17 protein-coding genes and 3 pseudogenes are annotated in these 18,681 nt (G+C 64.8%); 14 read left to right on the forward strand and 6 right to left on the reverse strand.

What is annotated here, in order from left to right:
• From ALC15_RS39420 to ALC15_RS39440, 5 genes are all read left to right on the forward strand, one after another.
• Positions 1–238: dioxygenase family protein (locus ALC15_RS39420; RefSeq protein ID WP_488240852.1), on the forward strand; the 238-nt coding region annotated here is incomplete at its 5' end.
• Positions 239–829 (forward strand): protocatechuate 3,4-dioxygenase subunit alpha, encoded by a 591-nt coding sequence (gene pcaG / locus ALC15_RS39425; protein ID WP_050631928.1) that lies wholly within the window; start codon positions 239–241, stop codon positions 827–829.
• 130 nt (positions 830–959) lie between these two features.
• Complete coding sequence (locus ALC15_RS39430; protein ID WP_050631929.1) at positions 960–1,283, forward strand: ArsR/SmtB family transcription factor; 324 nt, start codon at positions 960–962, stop codon at positions 1,281–1,283.
• Between the two features lie 10 nt (positions 1,284–1,293).
• Positions 1,294–1,758 (forward strand): SRPBCC domain-containing protein, encoded by a 465-nt coding sequence (locus tag ALC15_RS39435; protein ID WP_050631930.1) that lies wholly within the window; start codon positions 1,294–1,296, stop codon positions 1,756–1,758.
• A 21-nt stretch (positions 1,759–1,779) separates the two neighbouring features.
• Positions 1,780–2,634 (forward strand): shikimate dehydrogenase, encoded by an 855-nt coding sequence (locus ALC15_RS39440; RefSeq protein WP_094194413.1) that lies wholly within the window; start codon positions 1,780–1,782, stop codon positions 2,632–2,634.
• Here ALC15_RS39440 and ALC15_RS39445 read toward each other — a convergent pair.
• Positions 2,613–3,521, reverse strand: coding sequence for a LysR family transcriptional regulator (locus ALC15_RS39445; RefSeq protein ID WP_050631932.1), 909 nt, complete (start codon positions 3,519–3,521; stop codon positions 2,613–2,615). The genes ALC15_RS39440 and ALC15_RS39445 overlap by 22 nt on opposite strands.
• A gap of 100 nt (positions 3,522–3,621) precedes the next feature.
• Here ALC15_RS39445 and ALC15_RS39450 point away from each other — a divergent pair, with 100 nt between their 5' ends.
• The 4 genes and pseudogenes from ALC15_RS39450 (at position 3,622) to ALC15_RS39465 (ending at position 6,852) form a co-directional block, all read left to right on the forward strand.
• Complete coding sequence (locus ALC15_RS39450) at positions 3,622–4,650, forward strand: polysaccharide deacetylase family protein (protein ID WP_050631933.1); 1,029 nt, start codon at positions 3,622–3,624, stop codon at positions 4,648–4,650.
• Between the two features lie 15 nt (positions 4,651–4,665).
• On the forward strand, positions 4,666–5,055 hold the full coding sequence (locus ALC15_RS39455; RefSeq protein WP_050631934.1) for a VOC family protein: 390 nt from the start codon (positions 4,666–4,668) through the stop codon (positions 5,053–5,055).
• Complete coding sequence (locus tag ALC15_RS39460) at positions 5,048–5,581, forward strand: ester cyclase (protein ID WP_050631935.1); 534 nt, start codon at positions 5,048–5,050, stop codon at positions 5,579–5,581. Before ALC15_RS39455 ends, ALC15_RS39460 begins: the two co-directional genes overlap by 8 nt.
• Before the next feature lie 102 nt (positions 5,582–5,683).
• Positions 5,684–6,852: pseudogene (locus ALC15_RS39465) on the forward strand (Gfo/Idh/MocA family protein).
• Between the two features lie 284 nt (positions 6,853–7,136).
• On the opposite strand, the gene ALC15_RS39470 reads toward ALC15_RS39465, so the two are convergent.
• The 4 genes from ALC15_RS39470 to ALC15_RS39485 all read right to left on the reverse strand — a co-directional run bounded on the left by ALC15_RS39470 (position 7,137) and on the right by ALC15_RS39485 (position 11,967).
• Positions 7,137–8,447, reverse strand: a complete 1,311-nt coding sequence (locus ALC15_RS39470) for an ABC transporter substrate-binding protein (RefSeq protein ID WP_050631936.1) — start codon at positions 8,445–8,447, stop codon at positions 7,137–7,139.
• Between the two features lie 249 nt (positions 8,448–8,696).
• Positions 8,697–10,253: an MDR family MFS transporter gene (locus ALC15_RS39475; RefSeq protein WP_050631937.1), complete on the reverse strand. Its 1,557-nt coding sequence runs from the start codon at positions 10,251–10,253 to the stop codon at positions 8,697–8,699.
• A 66-nt stretch (positions 10,254–10,319) separates the two neighbouring features.
• Positions 10,320–11,495 carry an HlyD family secretion protein gene (locus tag ALC15_RS39480; protein WP_050631938.1) on the reverse strand — a complete coding sequence of 392 codons (1,176 nt, stop codon included), beginning with the start codon at positions 11,493–11,495 and terminating at the stop codon, positions 10,320–10,322.
• Positions 11,488–11,967, reverse strand: coding sequence for a MarR family winged helix-turn-helix transcriptional regulator (locus ALC15_RS39485; protein ID WP_050631939.1), 480 nt, complete (start codon positions 11,965–11,967; stop codon positions 11,488–11,490). The genes ALC15_RS39480 and ALC15_RS39485 overlap by 8 nt, the downstream gene beginning before the upstream one ends.
• A gap of 158 nt (positions 11,968–12,125) precedes the next feature.
• Between ALC15_RS39485 and ALC15_RS39490 the strand changes: the two genes are divergently transcribed.
• Positions 12,126–12,611, forward strand: a complete 486-nt coding sequence (locus tag ALC15_RS39490) for a Fur family transcriptional regulator (protein WP_050631940.1) — start codon at positions 12,126–12,128, stop codon at positions 12,609–12,611.
• Positions 12,612–12,810: 199 nt separating this feature from the next.
• A complete protein-coding gene (locus tag ALC15_RS39495; protein ID WP_050631941.1) occupies positions 12,811–13,767 on the forward strand; it encodes a DMT family transporter in 957 nt (318 codons plus the stop codon).
• 276 nt (positions 13,768–14,043) lie between these two features.
• Here the strand turns inward: ALC15_RS39495 and ALC15_RS39500 are convergent, their stop codons facing one another.
• The gene (locus ALC15_RS39500) at positions 14,044–14,919 is read right to left on the reverse strand and encodes a sulfurtransferase (protein WP_050631942.1); all 876 of its coding nucleotides are present in this window, start codon (positions 14,917–14,919) and stop codon (positions 14,044–14,046) included.
• A 261-nt stretch (positions 14,920–15,180) separates the two neighbouring features.
• On the opposite strand from ALC15_RS39500, the pseudogene ispG reads away from it, so the two are divergent.
• The 3 genes and pseudogenes from ispG to ALC15_RS39515 all read left to right on the forward strand — a co-directional run.
• Positions 15,181–16,466 (forward strand): annotated as a pseudogene (ispG, locus tag ALC15_RS39505) (flavodoxin-dependent (E)-4-hydroxy-3-methylbut-2-enyl-diphosphate synthase).
• Between the two features lie 255 nt (positions 16,467–16,721).
• Entirely contained in the window at positions 16,722–17,615 is an 894-nt protein-coding gene (locus tag ALC15_RS39510; RefSeq protein WP_050631943.1) for a TauD/TfdA dioxygenase family protein, read from the forward strand.
• A gap of 134 nt (positions 17,616–17,749) precedes the next feature.
• Positions 17,750–18,681 (forward strand): annotated as a pseudogene (locus ALC15_RS39515) (hypothetical protein); the annotation flags it as partial.

Here is an 18,681-nt window from a genome sequence, read left to right on the forward strand (position 1 = left end):
TATCCACTTCTCGGTGTTCGGCCACTCCTTCATCTCGCGTCTGGTGACGCAGATGTACTTCCCCGGCGATCCCCTGTTCCCGTTCGACCCGATCTTCAACTCGGTGACGGATGAGAAGGCGCGGGCGCGGATGATCTCCTCGTTCGATCTCGAGAACACCAAGCCGGAATGGGCGCTGTGCTATCGCTTCGATATCGTGCTGCGCGGGCGCAACGCCACGCCGATGGAGACCAAGTAAGTGTCACGTCCTGATGGAATCACGCCCTCGCAGACCGTCGGTCCCTATTTCAAATACGGCCTGACGCCGAACGGCGAGTATGAGTGGAACGACGCCTTCACCAACAATCTGCTGACGCCGGATACATCCGGCGAACGGATCCGCGTCGAGGGCAAGGTCTATGACGGCGACGGCGCCGTGATCCCGGATTGCATGCTGGAGATCTGGCAGGCCGACAGCGAGGGCCGCTTCTCCGACCCGCAGGACAAGCGGGCACTGCCGAATTCCTCGTTCAAGGGTTTTGGCCGTTGCGGCACCGACAAGAGCGGCGGCTATTCGTTCGACACTATCAAGCCCGGCGTGGTGCCTGATGCCGACGGCAAGCCGCAGGCGCCGCACATCGTGCTCGCGGTGTTCGCGCGCGGCATGCTGCTGCACCTCTACACCCGGATCTATTTCGACGACGAGGCCGGCAACGCGACTGATTCCGTGCTGGCACTGGTGCCGGCCGATCGTCGTGCGACGTTGATCGCCAAGAAGACGGGCGGCAACGCCTACACCTTTGATGTCCACCTGCAGGGCGACAACGAGACGGTGTTCTTCGACGTCTAGCGGCTGACCGCCAATCGAGCATTGAAGGAACCACCAGAATCCGCTGCGCGCCTCCGCCGCAGCGGATTTTGCTTGACCATTTACATCTCATTATATAACAATCTGTTATATAACAAACATGAGATAAAGCATGGCCAACCTCGACGCCGCCTTCTCCGCGCTCGCCGACCCGACCCGCCGGGCGATCCTGGCGCGTCTCGCTTTGGGCGAGGCGACCGTCATGGAGCTGGTTGAGCCGTTCGAGCTGACCCAACCGGCGATCTCCCGCCATCTCAAGGTGCTCGAGGGCGCCGGCCTGATCGTGCGGCGGGTCGAAGGCACCAAGCGGCCGTGCCGGCTGGCGCCGACGGCGGTTGCCGAGATCGATCAATGGCTCGGCATGCTGCGCCGCGCGCTGGAAACCAATTACGACCGGCTGGACGGAGTGCTGGCCGCCATGAAGCCTGAGAAGTGAAAGGTGCCCTATGAGTAAGCTGACGCTGAAGACCGAAGGCGACCGCTACATCGTCGTGACCAGGCGCTTCGGCGCGCCGCCCGAAGCGGTGTATCGCGCGCATACCGAGCCTGAGCTGTTGCAGAAGTGGCTGCTCGGCCCGGAAGGCTGGACCATGCCGGTCTGCATCAGCGAGCTCAGGCCCGGCGGCAAGATCCGTTACGAATGGACCGACGGCAAGGGCGACGGCTTTCACCTGACCGGCGAATATCTTGAGCTCGAACCGTTCAGCCGCATCGTGCATGTCGAGCGCATGCATCTGCCGGATCCGACGCCGGACAATCGTGTCGAGACGCGCTTTGCGCCCGACGGTGACGGCACCCTGATGACCATGCGGATGACGCTGCCGGATGCGGAGACCCGCGCGGCGATGCTCGCGACCGGCATGGAGCACGGCATGGAAGACAGCTATGCTCGGCTCGACCGCATGAGCTGACCATTGCCGACATGAGGGATGATGCGCGACCGCTTCCTGACCGGTCTGATCGGCTATCCGATCGCGCATTCGGCGGCGCCGGCGATGCACGAGCAGGCCGCCGCCGCCCTCGGCGTTCACGCGCACTACCAGCTCATCGAGGTCAAGGGCGCGGGGCGCGACGATCTCAGCGCGATGCTCGAGGGCATCAGGCGGCTCGGCTTTGCCGGCGTCAACGTCACCTTTCCTTACAAGGAGGCGGTGGTCGATCTGCTCGATGACCTCGCGCGGGATGCCCGCGCGATCGGCGCGGTCAACACCATCGTCGCCAGTGGCGGGCGTCTGGTCGGGCACAACACCGATGCATCAGGTTTTGTGCGCGCGATTGCACCGCTGCTTGCGTCAGCGCCGCGCGGCCCGATCGCGTTGATCGGTGCCGGCGGCGTTGGCAAGGCGATCGCATTCGCGCTGGCGGGGCTCGGCGTTGCCGAGATCAGGATCTTCGATGCCGATGCCGCAAAGGCTGCGCAGCTTGCGGACCAATTGCAGGATCATCGCGCGGTTCACGCCGCCAGCGTCGACGCCGCGGTGCAGGGCGCCGCAGGTCTCGTCAACGCAACGCCGGTCGGCATGCTGCCGAGCCGCGACACGCCGGTGCCGGATGCGTTGCTGCATCCCTCGATGTGGGTCGCCGACGCGGTCTACACGCCGCTCTGGACACCGCTGCTCACGGCGGCAAGGGCCAAGGGCGCCAGCGTGCTGACCGGGCGAGACCTCGCGATCAACGCCGCGGCCGACGCCTTCAGGCTGTTCACCGGGATGACGCCGCGGCATGAAGCGATGGCAAATGCGTTCGACGCCGTGATGGCCGCGCGCTACGCGCCGCCGGCTACCTGAAACGCGGCCATCCGCTTCGAGATGGCGTCGAGGAACAGCCGCACGCGCGTTGGCATCTGGCGTCCCTGCGCGAACAGCGCGCAGACCGGCGCGGGATCGCTGCGCCATTCCGGCAGCACCTGCACCAGGCGGCCGGATGCGAGATCGGGCGCGACATCGACCCAGCTCTTCATGATCAGGCCGGCGCCGTCGACCGCCCAGTCATGCGCGACCTCGCCATTGTCGCAGCGCAGCCGCGACGACACCTCGATCTCGGCGGTGCGGCCGTCGCCATGCACCAGCCGCCACCGCGTCTGCGCGCCCCTGTTGTAGAGCAGGCAGTTGTGCTGCGTGAGATCCTCGGGCGAGGTTGGCGCGCCGTGCCGCATGACATAGCCCGGTGACGCCGCGATGATGCGGTGATTGTCGATCAGCTTGCGCATGATCAGGTCGGAGTCGCGCGGCATGCCGATGCGGATCACGACGTCGATGCGTTCGTCAATCAGTTCGACCAGGCGGTCCGTGAGCATCAGCTCGACCGACATCTTCGGATAGGTCAGCGCGAGATCACGACAGACCGGGCTGATGTGCGCGCGCCCGAACGCGACCGTCGCGCTGACCCGCAGCACGCCCTGCGGCTCGACGCGGCCATGGGCCAGCGCGGCCTCCGCTTCATCGACCTCGGCGAGGATGCGCTGCGCCCGGTCGAACAGCCTTTGTCCCTCCTCGGTGAGCGCGAGGTGGCGGGTGCTGCGCACGATCAGGCTGGTATCGGTGCGCTTTTCCAGCGTCGCGAGCCGCTTGCTGACGACGCTCAGCGCCACCCCCATCTCGCGCCCGGCGGCGGACAGGCTGCCTGACGTGACGATCTTCGCGAAGGTCCGGAGCTCGGTGATGTCGTCGAGCATGGATTGTTTCCAAAAAGTAGAGAATATCTTCAAGATATGGAGTATAATACTCCAAATGGAAAGAGAATAGGCTGATTTCCATCAACACGGAGATCAGCTCATGACCCACTCGTCCTCGACCCAACTCAGCCGCCGCGAAACCCTCCAGGCCGTCGGTGCCGCCGGCGCCCTCGCTGCCGCCGGACTCAGCGGCGCGACCCAACCAGCGAATGCCGCATCCGACGCCCAGGCTACGTCCAATGGCGGCGGCTTCTGGCCCAACGGGGCGCGCCTCGCGGTCAGCCTGTCTCTGATGTTCGAAGGCGGCGGCCAGCCGATTTCCGGCGCCGGTGGCGTCATCCCCGATCCGATCGAGAAGGGCGTGCCCGATCTGCCGACCAACGCGTTCTTCGCTTATGGCCACTATGAGGGCATCCCGCGCCTGCTCGATCTGATGGACAAGCACGGCATCAAGCTGTCGTCCTTCATGATCGGCAAGGCGGTCGAGACCTCGCCCGACATCGCCCGGGAGATCGTGCGCCGTGGCCATGAGGCGGCTGCACATGGCCGGATCTGGAGCAACTCGTATCAGCTGCCGAAGGATCAGGAGAAGCGCTTCATCGCTGACAGCGTCGAGACGATCCAGAAGATCACGGGGCAGACTCCGATCGGATGGAATGCGTACTGGATGCGAAACTCCGTGCACATCCTGGAGACGCTGCAGGACCTCGGCTTCCTCTATCACATCGACGAGCCGAGCCATGACGAGCCCTTCATCGTGCCGGTGCGTGGCAAGGATTTCGTCACGGTGCCCTACACGATGCACATGAACGACATCGTCTCGTTCCCATTCCAGGGCTGGAATCCGGCCGCCTATGAGCAGGCGCTGAAGGACGAGTTCGACCAGCTGTATGAGGAGGGCGCAAAGCGCCGGCGGATGATGGTGATCAGCCTGCACGATCGCATCTCCGGCCATGCCGGCCGTGCGCGGGTGCTCGATCGCTTCCTGTCCTACGCCAGGAGCAAGGGCGATGTCTGGTTCGCGCGCAAGGACGAGATCGCACGCTATGCGCTCGCCAATCGCGCCAACACGCCGGTGATCCAGCGCGGCGCGCCCAGCGTGACCGGCCTGCCCGGACCTGCGGCCTGATCGCGGGAGGCATCGATGCTCGACCACGTCACCCTGCGTACCAAGGACCTGGAAGGCACCCGTGCCTTCCTCGAGAATCTGCTCGACGTGAAGCCGGGCTATCGCCCCGGCTTCGCCTTTCCCGGCTACTGGCTCTATGCCGATGGCGAGCCGGTGGTGCATCTGGTCCCGGGCGAGGGCACCCGCAACGATCCGCGCGGCGAAACCATCGACCATGTCGGCTTTCGCCTCGAGGGCTATGAGGCCTACCGCCACAAGATCGAGACGCTCGCCATTCCCTATTCCACCATGGACCTGCCGGAGCTCGGCGAGCGCCGGTTGTTCGTTCGCACGCCGACCGGCATCCTGCTCGAACTGGTGTTTCGTGAGCGCGATGCCGCAATGAGGAGCAAAAACAATGCGTAATGTTCTGGCCGCCACAGCGCTTGCAATGGCTGTGCTGCTCGCGGCGCCGGCTCGCGCCGACGAGGTGAAGATCGACGATCTCGTCGTCGCGGCCGCGGTCCCGTCAGCCGAGCGCGATGCCACGGTCGCCGCGGCGAAGGCTTTCTACCAGTTCTGGAACAGCGGCGACGAGGCCGCGCTCAAGGCCGCGATCTCAGACAATTTCGTCGATCACACCCTGCCGGCTGGCCGTCCGCAGGGACCGCAAGGGCCGGCCTTCGCCTCGAGGAATTTCCGTACCGCAGTGCCGGACCTCTCGGTCGAGGTGGTCAAGATGATCGTGGCCGGCGACTACGTCACCGTGCACATGCAGTTCCGCGGGCATTTCACCGGCAGCTTCGGTGCGACCAGCGGCAGCGGGCAAGCGATCGATTTCATCGCCACCGATCTGCTCAAGGTCACCGGCGGCCGTGTCACCGACAACTGGCACATCGAGGACAATTTGACCCTGCTCTCCAAGATGGGCGTCGCCAAGCTCACACAATGACCCGTCCGGGTGCCTGATGCCTTTCTGCCGCCGGACGCATCGACCGGCGCCGCCGCTTCGCTATGATGGGTGCCCATCCCGCGACATCAGGGGCATCCTCCAATGACAAAAATCAGGATCGGTCTGGCCGGCTGCGGCTTCGTCTCGGAGCTGCACATGTACGCGTACCGGCGCGTCTATGGCGTCGATGTCGAGGTGAGGGCGGTGGCGGCGCGCGGCGATCACGTCAATGCGTTCGCCCGCAAACACGCAATCCCGAACGCCTATCGCAGCTTCGCCGAGCTGGTCGCCGACCGCGAGCTCGACGTCATCGACATCTGCACGCCGCCGAACCTGCACGCCGCGATGATCGTTGACGCCATGCAGGCCGGCAAGCACGTGATCTGCGAGAAGCCGTTCAGCGGTTATTTCGGCCGCGACGGCGACAAGGAGCCGATCGGCAGGCACGTGCCGAAGGCGCTGATGTACCAGCGCGTGATGGAGGAGATGGAGCAAACCCGCGTTGCGATCGAGAGAACCGGCCGGCTCTTCATGTATGCCGAGGACTGGATCTACGCGCCGGCGGTGACCAAGACCGCGGAGATCATCCGCGCCACCGGCGACAAGATCCTGTTCATGAAGGGTGAGGAAAGCCACTCCGGCTCGCATGCGGCGCATGCCGCGCAATGGGCGATGACCGGCGGCGGCTCGCTGATCCGGATGGGCTGCCATCCACTGTCGGCGGTGCTCTATCTCAAGCAGGTCGAGGCCAAGGCCCGCGACGAGACCATCAATGTCGCGAGCGTCACCTGCGACGTCGGCAATGTCACAGCTTCGCTCAAGCCGGAGGAGCGCGCCTATATCAAGGCCAATCCGGTCGACGTCGAGGATTGGGGCACGCTGACCGCGACCTTCTCCGACGACACCAAGGCGACGGTGTTCTCCGGCGACATGATCATGGGCGGCGTGCGCAATCTGATCGAGACCTACACAAGCGGCGGCGCGCTGTTCGCCAACATCACGCCGAACACGCACTTGACGAGCTATCAGACCTCCGAGGAGAAGCTCGCGAGCGTCTACATCACCGAGAAGGTCGATCGCAAAACCGGCTGGCAATATGTCTGCCTGGAGGAGGAGTGGACCCGCGGCTATCTGCAGGAGATCCAGGATTTCATGGAGTGCGTGGCGACCGGCCGGCAGCCGCTCGCGGACCTCGCGCTGGCGTATGAGACGACCAAGGTGAACTACGCCGCTATTGGGCCGCCGACGAGGGCAGGCGGGTGACGTTGTGAGGATGTGAAGTCGACGGCAGCGCCCTCTTCCCTTCTTCCTCTGTGGGAGAAGGTGGCGCGCAAGGCGCGCCGGATGAGGGTGCTTCCGCGAACGCGACTGCTGAAGAATTCGAGGAGAGAGACCCCTCACCCGGATCACATCTTGCGATGCGATCCGACCTCTCCCACACGCAAGTCGGGCCTGCCCGACTTGCGCAGCTTCGCGATGCGCAACCGGGGTAACCCCCGGTTGCGTGGGAGAGGTGTAGCGCCGCTGCGGCTACAGTTTTACCGGGTCAGACCGCTTACGCCCCGTACACCGATCCCTTCGGCAACGGGAACACCGGATCCTGGGTGCGGATATTCGTCGGCCACACCACGGTGATGCGCTCACCGGCGTTCTGCATCACGACCGGGGTCGAGCGCTCGTTCTGGCCGGACATCGGAGTGCCCGGCGGATAGAACTTCACGCCATAGCCCTGGATGGTGCCGCCCGCGGGGATGTCGACGTCCAGCGCCGCCTTGCGGATCGCCTCGGGATCGAAGCCGCCATATTTCTCCTTGGCGACCGGCAGCACATTGTTGAGCAGGATCCAGGTCTGGTTGAAGCCCATCGAGCAGTGCGGCGGCACCTCGGTGGCGCTGGTCTTCTCGCGGTAGCGCGCGACCATCGTCTTGGTGAGATCGCCGACGCCGGGCGCGAGCTTGGCAGGATCGAGCAGCTGCGCCGGAACCGGATCGATGTTGCAGAAATTGTCGATATCGGCGCCGAAGGTCGCGCGCAGCTTGTCGAGCTGGCTGTAGCCGGCGCCGGCGCCGAACAGCATCTTGAACTTCAGCCCGCTCTCGCGCGCCTGGCGCAGGAAAAGCGTGATGTCGGGGTTGTAGCCGGCATGCGAGATGATGTCGGCCTTGGCGCGTTTCAGCTTGGTCACCAGCACCGAGAGGTCGGGCGCGGAGGCCGAATAGCCTTCCTTGAGCACGACCTGCAGCCCGGCCTCCTTGGCGAAGGTTTCGTCGGCGGCGGCGACGCCGACGCCGTAGGGCCCGTCCTCGTGGATCAGCGCCACCTTGACGTCCTTCGGCTCCATGCCGAGCCTGGCCTTGGCGTGCTCGCCGAGGAAGCCGCCGAAGGCCTGGCCGTATTGATCGGAATGAATCTGCGCGCGGAACACGTATTGCAGGTTCTTGTCCTTGAACACGGCCGTCGAGACCGCGGTCGTGATCCACAGGATGCGCTTTTGCTGCTCGACCTTGGCGGCGAGCGGCACCGCGTGCGAGCTTGCGAACACGCCGTTGAGGATGTCGACCTTCTCCTGGTCGATCAGGCGATTGGCTTCGTTGATCGCCACATCAGGCTTGCTCTGGGAATCGACGTTGACGGGTGCGATCTTGTATTTGCCGCCGACGCCGCCCTTCTCGTTGACCAGATCGATCGCGATCTGGGTGCCGATCGAGGAGGCGACCGAGCCGCCGGCGGCGAACGGGCCGGTGAGGTCGTAGATCACGCCGATGCGGACCGTTTCGGCCTGCGCCTGCGCGCGTGTCCAATCGAAGCTGAAAGCAGCGGCGGCAGCCGCTGAAGTCTTCAGCAGCGTCCTGCGTGAAGTCGGCATCGCGTCCTCCCCTGAAACCGTCAGTTGTGTGACGGGTGTTATTTTTCGGGGAGTATTGGGAGGCGATGTCGGAAAGTCAACGCGGCTTGCGGGTGCGGCGTGTTGCGCTTTGGGAGGGGGTGAGCGTGGTTTTCTCCCCTCGTCATTCCGGGGCGTGCGAAGCACGAGCCCAGAATCCATCGGGCCGCGAACCTTGCTGATGAATGGATTCCGGGCTCTTGCTTCGCATGCCCTGGAATGACGAGGAGCCTACTCCATCACCGCGGCGTGGTCCGACGGCGCCGACTGCGCGCGCAGTGCGGCCTTGGTCGAACCGATCATCAGCGCGAGCGGGATCGAGACCAGGATGAACAGCATCACCAGCTGATAGTCGTGCGAGAACGCGATGATCTGCGACTGCGCCGCCACCATCCTGTCGGCCATCGCGCGACCGGCGTCGGTGTTGAGGTTGATCATGCCCGACACGTCGGGCATCTGCAGCGCGTGATTGAACGGATTGATCTGCTCGGAGAGCTTCGCGTAGATCCGCCGTCCGCCTTCGGTGAGCTGCGCGATCACGATCGAGATGCCGACCGAGCTCGCGACGTTGCGCAGCAGCGTCAGCATCGAGGTGCCATCGGTGCGCAGATGGCCCGGCAGCGTCAGGAACGCCACCGTCGACAGCGGCACGAAGACGAGGCCGAAGCCGAAGCCCTGGATCACGCTGACGACGATGATCTCGTTCGCCTGGGTCATGTCGGTCCAGCCGGTCATCTGGAATAGCGAGGCCGCGGTCAGGGCGAGGCCCGAGATGATCAGCGTGCGCGCCTCGATGTAACGCATCAGGCGGCCGACCAGCATCATCGCGACGAAGGTGCCGAAGCCGCGGCTCGCCAGCAGCAGGCCCGCGGTGATGATCGGATAACCGACCACGTTCTGCAGGTAAGGCGAGGACAGCGCCATGGTCGAATACAGCACGAGGCCCATCACGGTCATGAACACGCAGCCGCCGAGGAAGTTCTTGTCCTTGAACAGTGCGAACTGGATGAACGGCCGGCTGGTGGTCAGCGAATGGGCGAAGAAATAGTAGAAGCCGACCGCCGAGACGATGAATTCGATCATGATCTCATTGGATTCGAGCCAGCCGAGCTGCTCGCCGCGGTCGAGCGCGAGCTGCAGCGAACCGATCGCGACCGCGAGCGCGCCGAAGCCGAACCAGTCGAAGCGCAGATTGAGATCCTGCTTGGTCTCGTCCATGAATACGGCGAGGCCGAGCACGGTGATCGCGCCGAACGGCAGGTTGACGAAGAACACCCAGTGCCAGGAATAGGTCTCGGTCAGCCAGGCGCCGAGCGACGGTCCCATGATCGGGCCCATCATCACGCCCATGCCCCAGATCGACATCGCCTTGGCGCGCTCATGCAGCGCGTAGGAATCCAGCATCACCGCCTGCGACAGCGGCACCAGCGCTGCGCCGAACACGCCCTGCAACAGCCGGAACAGCACCATCTGGTTGATGTCCTGCGCGAGGCCGCACAGCACCGAGGCGATGGTGAAGCCGGCCGAGCAGATGATGAAGATGCGCTTGCGTCCGTAGCGGTTGGCGATCCAGCCGACCGGCGCGGTCATGATCGCGGCCGCGACGATGTAGGAGGTCAGCACCCAGTTGATCTGGTCCTGCGAGGCCGACAGCGAACCCTGCATATAAGGCAGCGCGACGTTGGCGATCGTGGTGTCGAGCGCCTGCATGATCGTCGCGGTCATCGCGCAGATCGTCACCATGTTCCGGCGCATGCCGGGTACGGCGGACGGTGACGGTGCATTCATTCAGTTCAGTCCTGTTCTTCCAGCAAGACGTCACCTCTCCCGCTTGCGGGAGAGGGAGTGCGAGCCCTAGTCCTGGTGATCCGGGTGCGCGGTGGCTGAGCCGAGCCCGAGCAGGCCGGCCAGCGAGCGGCGGTGGTTGGTGTCGATCGTCGCGTAGACGCTCATGCCGGCCTTCAGCTTCTTCACGAACGGATCGTTCTCGTCGAAATAGATCCGCACCGGCACGCGCTGCACCACCTTGACGAAGTTGCCGGTGGCGTTCTGCGGCGGCAGGATCGCGAACTGAGCGCCGGTGCCGGGTGACAGCGAGCCGATCTTGCCCTTGAACGCATGGTTCGGGAACGCGTCGACGTCGAGCGTCACCGGCTGGCCGACCGCGACATAGGTGAAGTCGCTTTCCTTCGGATTGGCGTCGACCCAGGGATGGTCGACGTCGATCACCGAGAACACCGGCGCGCCCGCGGTGACGAAGCGGCCGAGCTGGATCTGGTCGACCTGGGTCGCGACGCCGTCCATCGGCGCCCGCAGCACGGTGTGGTCGAGATTGCGCTGCGCGTCGTCGAGCTTGGCCTTGGCCTGGGCGTAGGGCGGGAACTTCTCGATCGGCAGTTCGACATCGCCGAGCAACTGCGTCCTGTCCTTGGAGATCTGCTGCTTGATGTACTGCGCCAAGCTCTCGGCCGTGACTTGCGCGTTGGCCGCGTTATCGAGGTCGAGCTGCGAGCCGAAGTTCTGCTTGGCGAGCGTCGATTTCCGATCGACGTCGCGCTTCTTCAATTCAATGCTCTGCTGGGCGAATTCCAGCATCTTGGTGTTGATCTTGATGTTGTCGACCAGATTGTCATAGGTGGTCCGGGTCTGGTCGAGCGCCGCCTTGGCCTGGTCCACCGCGAGGCGGAACGGCACCGGGTCGATCTCGAACAGCTCGTCGCCCTTCTTGACGTGCTGGCCTTCCTTGACGACGATCTTGTCGATCTTGCCGGAGATCTCGGGCGTGATCAGCACCTTCTGCGCGCCGACATAGGCGTCATCGGTGCCGACATAGCGCCCGCCATTGAGATAGAACACGCCGCCGGCGATCACAGCCACGATCGGCAGCACGACGAGCAGCAGCACGCGGCGATAGCGCCGTAGGCCCGCCATCAGGCGACGGCGCGGCGCGCGGCTGGCCTTGCCGGCCGGCGCAGGCTCGCCCGGATTGCTCTTCTGCTCGGGGGCCAGCTTGAGGATGGGTTCAGCCATAGCGCTGTTCCTTTCGGGAGGGCTCGCCGGCTGGGCTTTGGATGGCATTGCGAACGTTTTCCTTGATCGATTCCAATTGAGTGAGCAGGCGATGCGCGTCTGCGGGGCTGATGCCCTCGAGCGCGGTCGCGGTGAGTTCGGAGCGCAGGCCTGCGAGCTTCCCGAGCAGCGGGCGCGCGGCCTTCTTCAGATAGAGGCGGTTGACGCGGCGGTCGTTCTCGTCGCTGCGGCGCTCGATCCAGCCATTGTCGCAGAGCTTGTCGATCAGCCGCGTCAGCGTGATCGGCTGCACCTCGAGCAGTTCCGCAAGCTCGGTCTGCTTCAGTCCTTCCTGGCGTTCCACCTTGGACAGGACGGCCCATTGCGCACGGGTGATGCCGTAGCGCGCGGCCTCCTTGTCGGCATAGACGCGGATCAACCGGAACAACTCACCGAGCGTAAACAAGAAGTCCGAATCCACGGAACCGCGCATAAGGTCCTGCCTCCATAAGCTTGGGATATAATAAGCTTGCTCATTAATTCTGCATGCCGGGTTAACGGGAGGCTGCTCCGCTTTGCGCACATGGCTCGGCGGGAGCGCCGGGCGGCCGGGCTATGGGAACCGGCGCAAAAATGCTACATATCCGGGCAATGAGCCTCGCCAAGCCGACCTTTCCTGCCCCCGACCACGATCACGGCCGCTGCGCCGCGGACGCGATGGCGCATGCCGAGCAGGTCTGTTCGCGCCGCGGGCAGAAATTCACCCCGATCCGGCGTCAGGTGCTGCAGGCGCTGCTGTCGAGCCACCGCCCGCTCGGCGCCTATGAGGTGATCGACGAGCTGGCCAAGACGATGCCGCGCCCGGCACCGATTACCGTCTACCGCGCGCTCGACTTCCTGATGGAGAACGGTCTCGTCCACCGCATCGAAAGCCGCAACGCCTTCCTGGCCTGCGCGCACGACCATGACGAGACCTCCATGGTGGCGTTCCTGATCTGCGACCATTGCGGCTCGGTCGGCGAGATCCCAGCCGCCCCCGTCGCGCAAAGCCTGACCGCGGCGGCGCGCGCCTCGGGCTTCATCCCGAAGCTTTCCGTGGTCGAGATCGCCGGCACCTGCGCGCATTGCCAGAAATGATTGAGCGCGGCCAAAGTCCTCACCGCGGTGTCGTCCCTGCGAAAGCAGGGACCCACAACCTCCGCCCTCAATTGTTGTACGACAAGGGAACGACAAGTCTCGTTCAAAACACCGGCCGCGGCGTATGGGTCCCTGCTTTCGCAGGGACGACGCAGTCCGACTAACAACAACACGGCAGCAAGCCGGCCCGCGAGGAAACATGTCGACCCAAGCGATCTCTGCCAGTGTCACGAGGCCCGTCAGCGTCGGCCACGGGCTGCCGCCCGGCGCCATCGCATTGATGCTGATGCTGTGCGTGAGCTGGGGTTTCAACCAGCTCGCGGTCAAGCTCGCGCTGCCCGACGTGCCGCCGATGCTGCAGGCGCTGATCCGCTCCTCGGGCGCGCTGCCGGTGATGCTGATCGTCGGCCATTTGCGCGGCGTCAAATTCTTCGAGCGCGACGGTACGCTCGTCCCCGGCATCGTCGCCGGCCTGATGTTCGGCTGCGAGTTCGTGCTGATCTTCACCGGTCTGGTCTTCACCTCGGCGTCGCGCGCCTCGGTGTTCCTCTACACCGCGCCGTTCTTCGTCGCGCTCGGCTCGCACCAGTTCCTCGGCGAGCGTCTCTCGACCGTGCAATGGAGCGGGCTGGCGCTGAGCTTCGCCGGTGTCGCGCTCGCGATCGGTGTGCCGCAGCCCAATGTCGATGCCAGGGTGCTGCTCGGCGACCTCATGGTGGTCGGCGGCGGCGCGCTGTGGGCGGCGACCACGCTGGTCGCCAAGGGCACTCAGTTGCGCAAGGCGGCGCCGGAAAAGGCGCTCGGCTACCAGGTCGCGATCTCGATCCCGATCCTCGGCCTCGCCGCTTGGATCGGCGGCGAGCGCATCGAGCATGTGCCGAGCGCATTGTCGATCTCGCTGCTCGCCTATCAGGCGGTCTGGGTGGTCGGCTGTACCTTTGTCATCTGGTTTGCGATGGTGAAGACCTATTCGGCAAGCAAGCTGTCGGCCTTCACCTTCGTCACGCCGCTGTTCGGCGTCGTCGCGGCCTATTTCGTCATGCACGACACCCTGACCCCGGTATTCGGCGTCGCCGCGCTGCTGGTGATCGCGGGCCTCTATCTGGTCAACAAGCCCGACCCGAAGGTGACGCCGGACCCGAACGTGCCGGCGTGATCTCCTTTGTCATTCCGGGCTCGCGCTTCGCACGCCCCGGAATGACGAGGAGGAAGAGTGTCGTCCTTACGATAGATTCCCCGGCACCCAAAAACGCGGATGTGTGAGTCTCAGAGGCGCCCAACATTCAGTGTCGTCCTGGCGAAAGCCAGGACCCATTACCCCAAATGTCGGTTATCTCGCGACGCTGGGGCCGCGTTCTCGTTCACAAGCAAATTCGGTGGTTATGGGTCCCTGCTTTCGCAGGGACGACAAGGAGAGAGCCTTTGCTCTCCGCTACCCCACTTCGATCGGCAGCTCCTTATCCTTCGCCCATTCGCCCATCGAGCCGTCATAGAGCGTGAGATTGTCGAAGCCGAGCCGATGCAATTGAAACAGGTCGATGGTCGCGGAGATGCCGCCGCCGCAATAGGCGATGACGCGCTTGTCCTTCGTGATGCCTTGCGCGGCGAAGGTCGCCTCGGCTTCCTCGAGCGGCACGAATGTCTTGCTCTTGGGATCGATCAGGCTAGCTGCCGGTACGCTGACGCTGCCGGGGATGCGACCGGGCCGGCCGTAGCGGCTCGGCTCCAAGCCCTTGTAGAACTGCGGGCCGAGCGCGTTGACGATCACGGTGTCACCCTCGGTGGTCGCGGCGAGCACGTCATGCTTGTCGACGAACATGCCGTCCTTTGGCCGCGCCGGGAACGTCGCGGGCGGATAGCCGCCGGCAAGCCCGGTCTCGATGTCGCGTCCCTCGGCGGTCCATTTGTCGATGCCGCCGTCGAGCACGGCGGCACCCTCGAAGCCGAGCGAACGCAGCATCCACCAGAACCGGGTCGCCCACATCGCGGTGCCGATCGAATAGAGCACCACGCGGCTGCTGGCAGAGATGCCGTGGCGGCCGAACGCCGCCTCGAGCTGGGCCGTCGGCGGCATCATGAAGCGCAGTTCGGTATGGGCGTCGGAGAATTCGGCCTGCAAATCCAGGAAATTCGCTCCCGGGATGTGGCCGGCCTCGAACGTCTGGCGACCGGAGACGACGACATAGGGAATGTTGCTGCCGGCAGGCGCCGGCTCCAGATAGGTCGTGCAGTCGAACAGCCGCAACTCGGGCCGGGTCAGGATCTCGGCGAGTTCCGCCGTGGTGATCAGCTCGCCATAGTCGGCCATTTTCACGTCCTCCCGATATGCCCTTAACAGGATGCTAAGATGCGCCAAGTCACATGAAAAGCGGTCACTTTGCCCTTTGATTCACCCCAATTCGGTCCAATATAGCCTAGGCATGCAGGACGCCGCTGCATGGCTTGCCTTCGGCCTCAATCGGCGCCATAAGCTGTTGAATTCACTCCGAAACATGACCGTTTAGCCCGCCTTGCGCTGGGCTCATCGCCCCCTTGGTGAATGTCACCAAAACCTGATATTCGAGACGCCATGAACAAGCCCGAGATTTTGCCGCAAGACGACGTCGCAGGTCCTCAGCCGCGGCACCAAACCACGCAGGTCATGGTCGCACGTGCGTCGGCGGCGGTGCGCCGATCGTCGTGCAGTCGATGACCAACACCGACACCGCCGACATCGATGGCACCATCGCCCAGGTTGCCGCGCTCTCCCGCGCCGGCTCCGAGATGGTGCGCATCACCGTCGACCGCGAGGAAGCCGCTGCCGCCGTGCCGCACATCCGCGACGGCCTGCGCAAGCGCGGCATCACCACGCCCCTGATCGGTGACTTCCACTATATCGGCCACAAGCTGCTTGCCGAGTATCCGGCCTGCGCCGAGGCGCTCGACAAGTACCGCATCAATCCGGGCAATGTCGGCTTCAAGAACAAGCGCGACACCCAGTTCGCCGACATCATCGAGATCGCCAACAAGAACGACAAGCCGGTGCGCATCGGCGCCAATTGGGGCTCGCTCGACCAGGAGCTGCTCACCAAGCTGATGGACGAGAACACCGCATCGCCGTCACCGCGCGATGCCCGCGCGGTGACCCGCGAGGCGATGGTGCAGTCGGCGCTGCTGTCGGCGGCCCGCGCCCAGGAACTGGGCATGCCCAAGAACAAGATCATCCTGTCGGCGAAGGTCTCCGCCGTGCAGGACCTGATTGCGGTCTATCAGGAAGTCGTGCGCCGCTCCGATTACGCCATCCATCTCGGCCTCACCGAGGCCGGCATGGGCTCGAAGGGCATCGTGGCCTCCTCGGCCGCGCTCGGCATCCTGCTGCAGCAGGGCATCGGCGACACCATCCGGATCTCGCTGACGCCGGAGCCCGGCGGCGACCGCACGCTGGAAGTGCAGGTCGCGCAGGAATTGCTGCAGACCATGGGCTTCCGCACGTTCGTGCCGCTGGTCGCGGCCTGCCCGGGTTGCGGCCGCACCACCTCGACCACGTTCCAGGAGCTGGCGCGCTCGATCCAGGATTTCATCCGCGACGAGATGCCGGCCTGGAAGACCAAGTATCCGGGCGTCGAGCAGCTCAACGTCGCGGTCATGGGCTGCATCGTCAACGGCCCCGGCGAATCCAAGCACGCCAATATCGGCATCTCGCTGCCCGGCACCGGTGAGGCCCCGGCCGCGCCCGTGTTCGTCGACGGCAAGAAGTTCCGCACCCTGCGCGGTCCCGGTATCGCCGCCGACTTCAAGGCGCTGGTGATCGACTATATCGACCAGCGTTACGGCAACGGCGCCAAGGTGCCGGAGACGGCCGGCGCCGCGGAGTAGTTCACTCCGCGCTCGCGTCCCACACTCGACCCGTCGTCCCTGCGAAAGCAGGGACCCATAACCCCAGGTGGCGGTTGTGGCGCGAGATGGGGGTTACGAGCCTTCGCCAAACCCAATCCTGTGGTTGTGGGTCCCGGATCTGCGCTCCGCTTCGCTGCGCTTGTCCGGGACGACAGATATGTCTGTGGCGCCGATTGCGCTTCCGTCGATGAGCGTTACGATGCCTCCCAATCAAGAACCATTGGGAGAACGCCCATGAGCTCGCTGTCCGGCAAGCAGGGTCCGCGCTACCGCCACCTCGCCGGCGAGGCCGAGCCCTATGAGACCATCGGCGTCGAGAAGCTGACGCCGATCATCGGCGCGGAAATCTCCGGCGTCGATATCGGCAAGCTGGTCGGCGACGATGCGCGCTCCAACCGCCAGATGGACGAGATCCATCGCGCGCTCGCCGAAAATCTCGTCATCTTCTTCCGCGACCAGCACATCAGCCCCGACCAGCACCTCGCCTTCGGCCGCAAGTTCGGCGAGCTGCACGTGCATCCGGCCGCGCCCAACGAAGGCGATCCGGCGCTGATGAAGATCTATGCCGACAAGGATTCGCCGCGCGCCAATGGCGAGGGCTGGCACACCGACGTGTCCTGCGATCTCGAGCCGCCGATGGGCTCGATCCTCTACATCAAGCAATGCCCGCCGCGCGGCGGCGACACGCTGTTCGCCAACATGTATGCCGCCTATGAGGCGCTGTCGGATCGCATGAAGGCCTATCTCGACGGGTTGACCGCGCTGCATGACGGCGAGCAGACTTATCGTGGCCTGTACGCCAATTACGGCGTCACCGACAAACGGGAATATCCGCGCGCCGAGCATCCGGTGGTCCGCACCCATCCGGTGACGGGGAAGAAATCGCTCTACGTCAATCGCGGCTTCACCCGCTTCATCGTCGGCATCCCGCGCGACGAGAGCGACGCGATGCTGGCCTATCTCTACCAGCACGCTGAGAACCCGCTGTTTCAATGTCGCTTCCGCTGGACCGAGAATGCGATCGCGTTCTGGGACAACCGCTGCGCCCAGCACCGCGCGATGTGGGATTACTGGCCGCACACCCGCTCCGGCACTCGCGTGACGGTCAAGGGCGAACGGCCGGTGTGAGGACAGCGCTCGCCTGGCCCTGCTCCGACGGCCGCGATGTTGCGGCCTCGTCCACAAGCCTGAGCGGTTAACAGGGGTAACCCTTGCGGGTCATAGTATCCGTGAGCCGCTGAGCCCTATGATGCCGCATCAGAATGGGCAATATCACCATGCGGCAGGTGATAGTGGACGCGCGCGGGCATGAGAGCATCGTCACTCGCGACGATGGCGGGAACTCAATCTGTGAAAGGATCGGTTCGCGCGTCAGGTCGTCTCCGAGGAGGATGCGCCGGGCGGTTCCGTTATGGTTCGCTGCAACCCTTGCGGGGATGTGCCTCGCCGATTCATCCGGCGGCGGCGCACGGGCGCAGTCCAATGGCGTCGCCGCAAGTTCCCTGCAACTTGCACAAGCCAAGACGAGCCCGGCAGGTCACGCCGGTCCCGCCAGGGATCAGCCGCAAAGCGCGGACGCGCTCGCCCGCGAACTCGCGACAGCGCGGAAAGATATCGAAGCGCTACAGGGCTTGCTGGCCAAGGAACGCGAAAATTCGGCTCAGGTCGTGAATGCCCTGCAGGCCGAAGCCGAAAAGCTGAGAAAATCGCTGAAAGACATGCCGCAGGACGGTGCGGCGGACTTGCAGAAGTCGCTGGGGCAGGAGCGTGAGCGGGCCGCACGGCTTGAGCAGGACCTCGCGGCGGCTCGTCGTGACATCGAAGCGCAATCAGCGGCGGCGGCCAAGGCGAGCGACGAATCGACCAGGCTGCGGCTCGCATCGGAAGCTGCCGCTGCGGAACTGCGCCGATCGATGCAGAAGGAGCGCGAACGGGGCGATGCACTGGCGCAGGATCTCTCGGCGGCGCGCAGCAAGGTCTACGTATACGAATCTCAGGCAGCCAAGGCCGGCATTGAAGCGGCGCGTCTGAAGGCGGCCTCGCGAACTGGCGCGGTGGACTTGCAGAAGTCGCTCGGGCAGGAGCGCGAGCGGGCCGCACGGCTGGAGCAGGACCTTGCGGCAGCTCGTCGTAACGTTGAAGCGCAAGCCGCGCTGGCGACCAAGGCCAGCGATGAGGCGGCGCGGCTGAGGGA

It is taken from the genome of Bradyrhizobium viridifuturi (assembly GCF_001238275.1).
GTDB classification, from domain to species: domain Bacteria; phylum Pseudomonadota; class Alphaproteobacteria; order Rhizobiales; family Xanthobacteraceae; genus Bradyrhizobium; species Bradyrhizobium viridifuturi.

Excerpts from the sequence above, each read along its gene's own strand:
- ALC15_RS39430 (WP_050631929.1), top strand. The coding sequence starts at position 960 with ATGGCCAACCTCGACGCCGCCTTCTCCGCGCTCGCCGACCCGACCCGC.
- ALC15_RS39435 (WP_050631930.1), top strand. The coding sequence starts at position 1,294 with ATGAGTAAGCTGACGCTGAAGACCGAAGGCGACCGCTACATCGTCGTG.
- ALC15_RS39440 (WP_094194413.1), top strand. The coding sequence starts at position 1,780 with ATGCGCGACCGCTTCCTGACCGGTCTGATCGGCTATCCGATCGCGCAT.
- ALC15_RS39445 (WP_050631932.1), bottom strand. The coding sequence starts at position 3,521 with ATGCTCGACGACATCACCGAGCTCCGGACCTTCGCGAAGATCGTCACG.
- ALC15_RS39450 (WP_050631933.1), top strand. The coding sequence starts at position 3,622 with ATGACCCACTCGTCCTCGACCCAACTCAGCCGCCGCGAAACCCTCCAG.
- ALC15_RS39455 (WP_050631934.1), top strand. The coding sequence starts at position 4,666 with ATGCTCGACCACGTCACCCTGCGTACCAAGGACCTGGAAGGCACCCGT.
- ALC15_RS39460 (WP_050631935.1), top strand. The coding sequence starts at position 5,048 with ATGCGTAATGTTCTGGCCGCCACAGCGCTTGCAATGGCTGTGCTGCTC.
- ALC15_RS39470 (WP_050631936.1), bottom strand. The coding sequence starts at position 8,447 with ATGCCGACTTCACGCAGGACGCTGCTGAAGACTTCAGCGGCTGCCGCC.
- ALC15_RS39475 (WP_050631937.1), bottom strand. The coding sequence starts at position 10,253 with ATGAATGCACCGTCACCGTCCGCCGTACCCGGCATGCGCCGGAACATG.
- ALC15_RS39480 (WP_050631938.1), bottom strand. The coding sequence starts at position 11,495 with ATGGCTGAACCCATCCTCAAGCTGGCCCCCGAGCAGAAGAGCAATCCG.
- ALC15_RS39485 (WP_050631939.1), bottom strand. The coding sequence starts at position 11,967 with ATGCGCGGTTCCGTGGATTCGGACTTCTTGTTTACGCTCGGTGAGTTG.
- ALC15_RS39490 (WP_050631940.1), top strand. The coding sequence starts at position 12,126 with ATGAGCCTCGCCAAGCCGACCTTTCCTGCCCCCGACCACGATCACGGC.
- ALC15_RS39495 (WP_050631941.1), top strand. The coding sequence starts at position 12,811 with ATGTCGACCCAAGCGATCTCTGCCAGTGTCACGAGGCCCGTCAGCGTC.
- ALC15_RS39500 (WP_050631942.1), bottom strand. The coding sequence starts at position 14,919 with ATGGCCGACTATGGCGAGCTGATCACCACGGCGGAACTCGCCGAGATC.
- ALC15_RS39510 (WP_050631943.1), top strand. The coding sequence starts at position 16,722 with ATGAGCTCGCTGTCCGGCAAGCAGGGTCCGCGCTACCGCCACCTCGCC.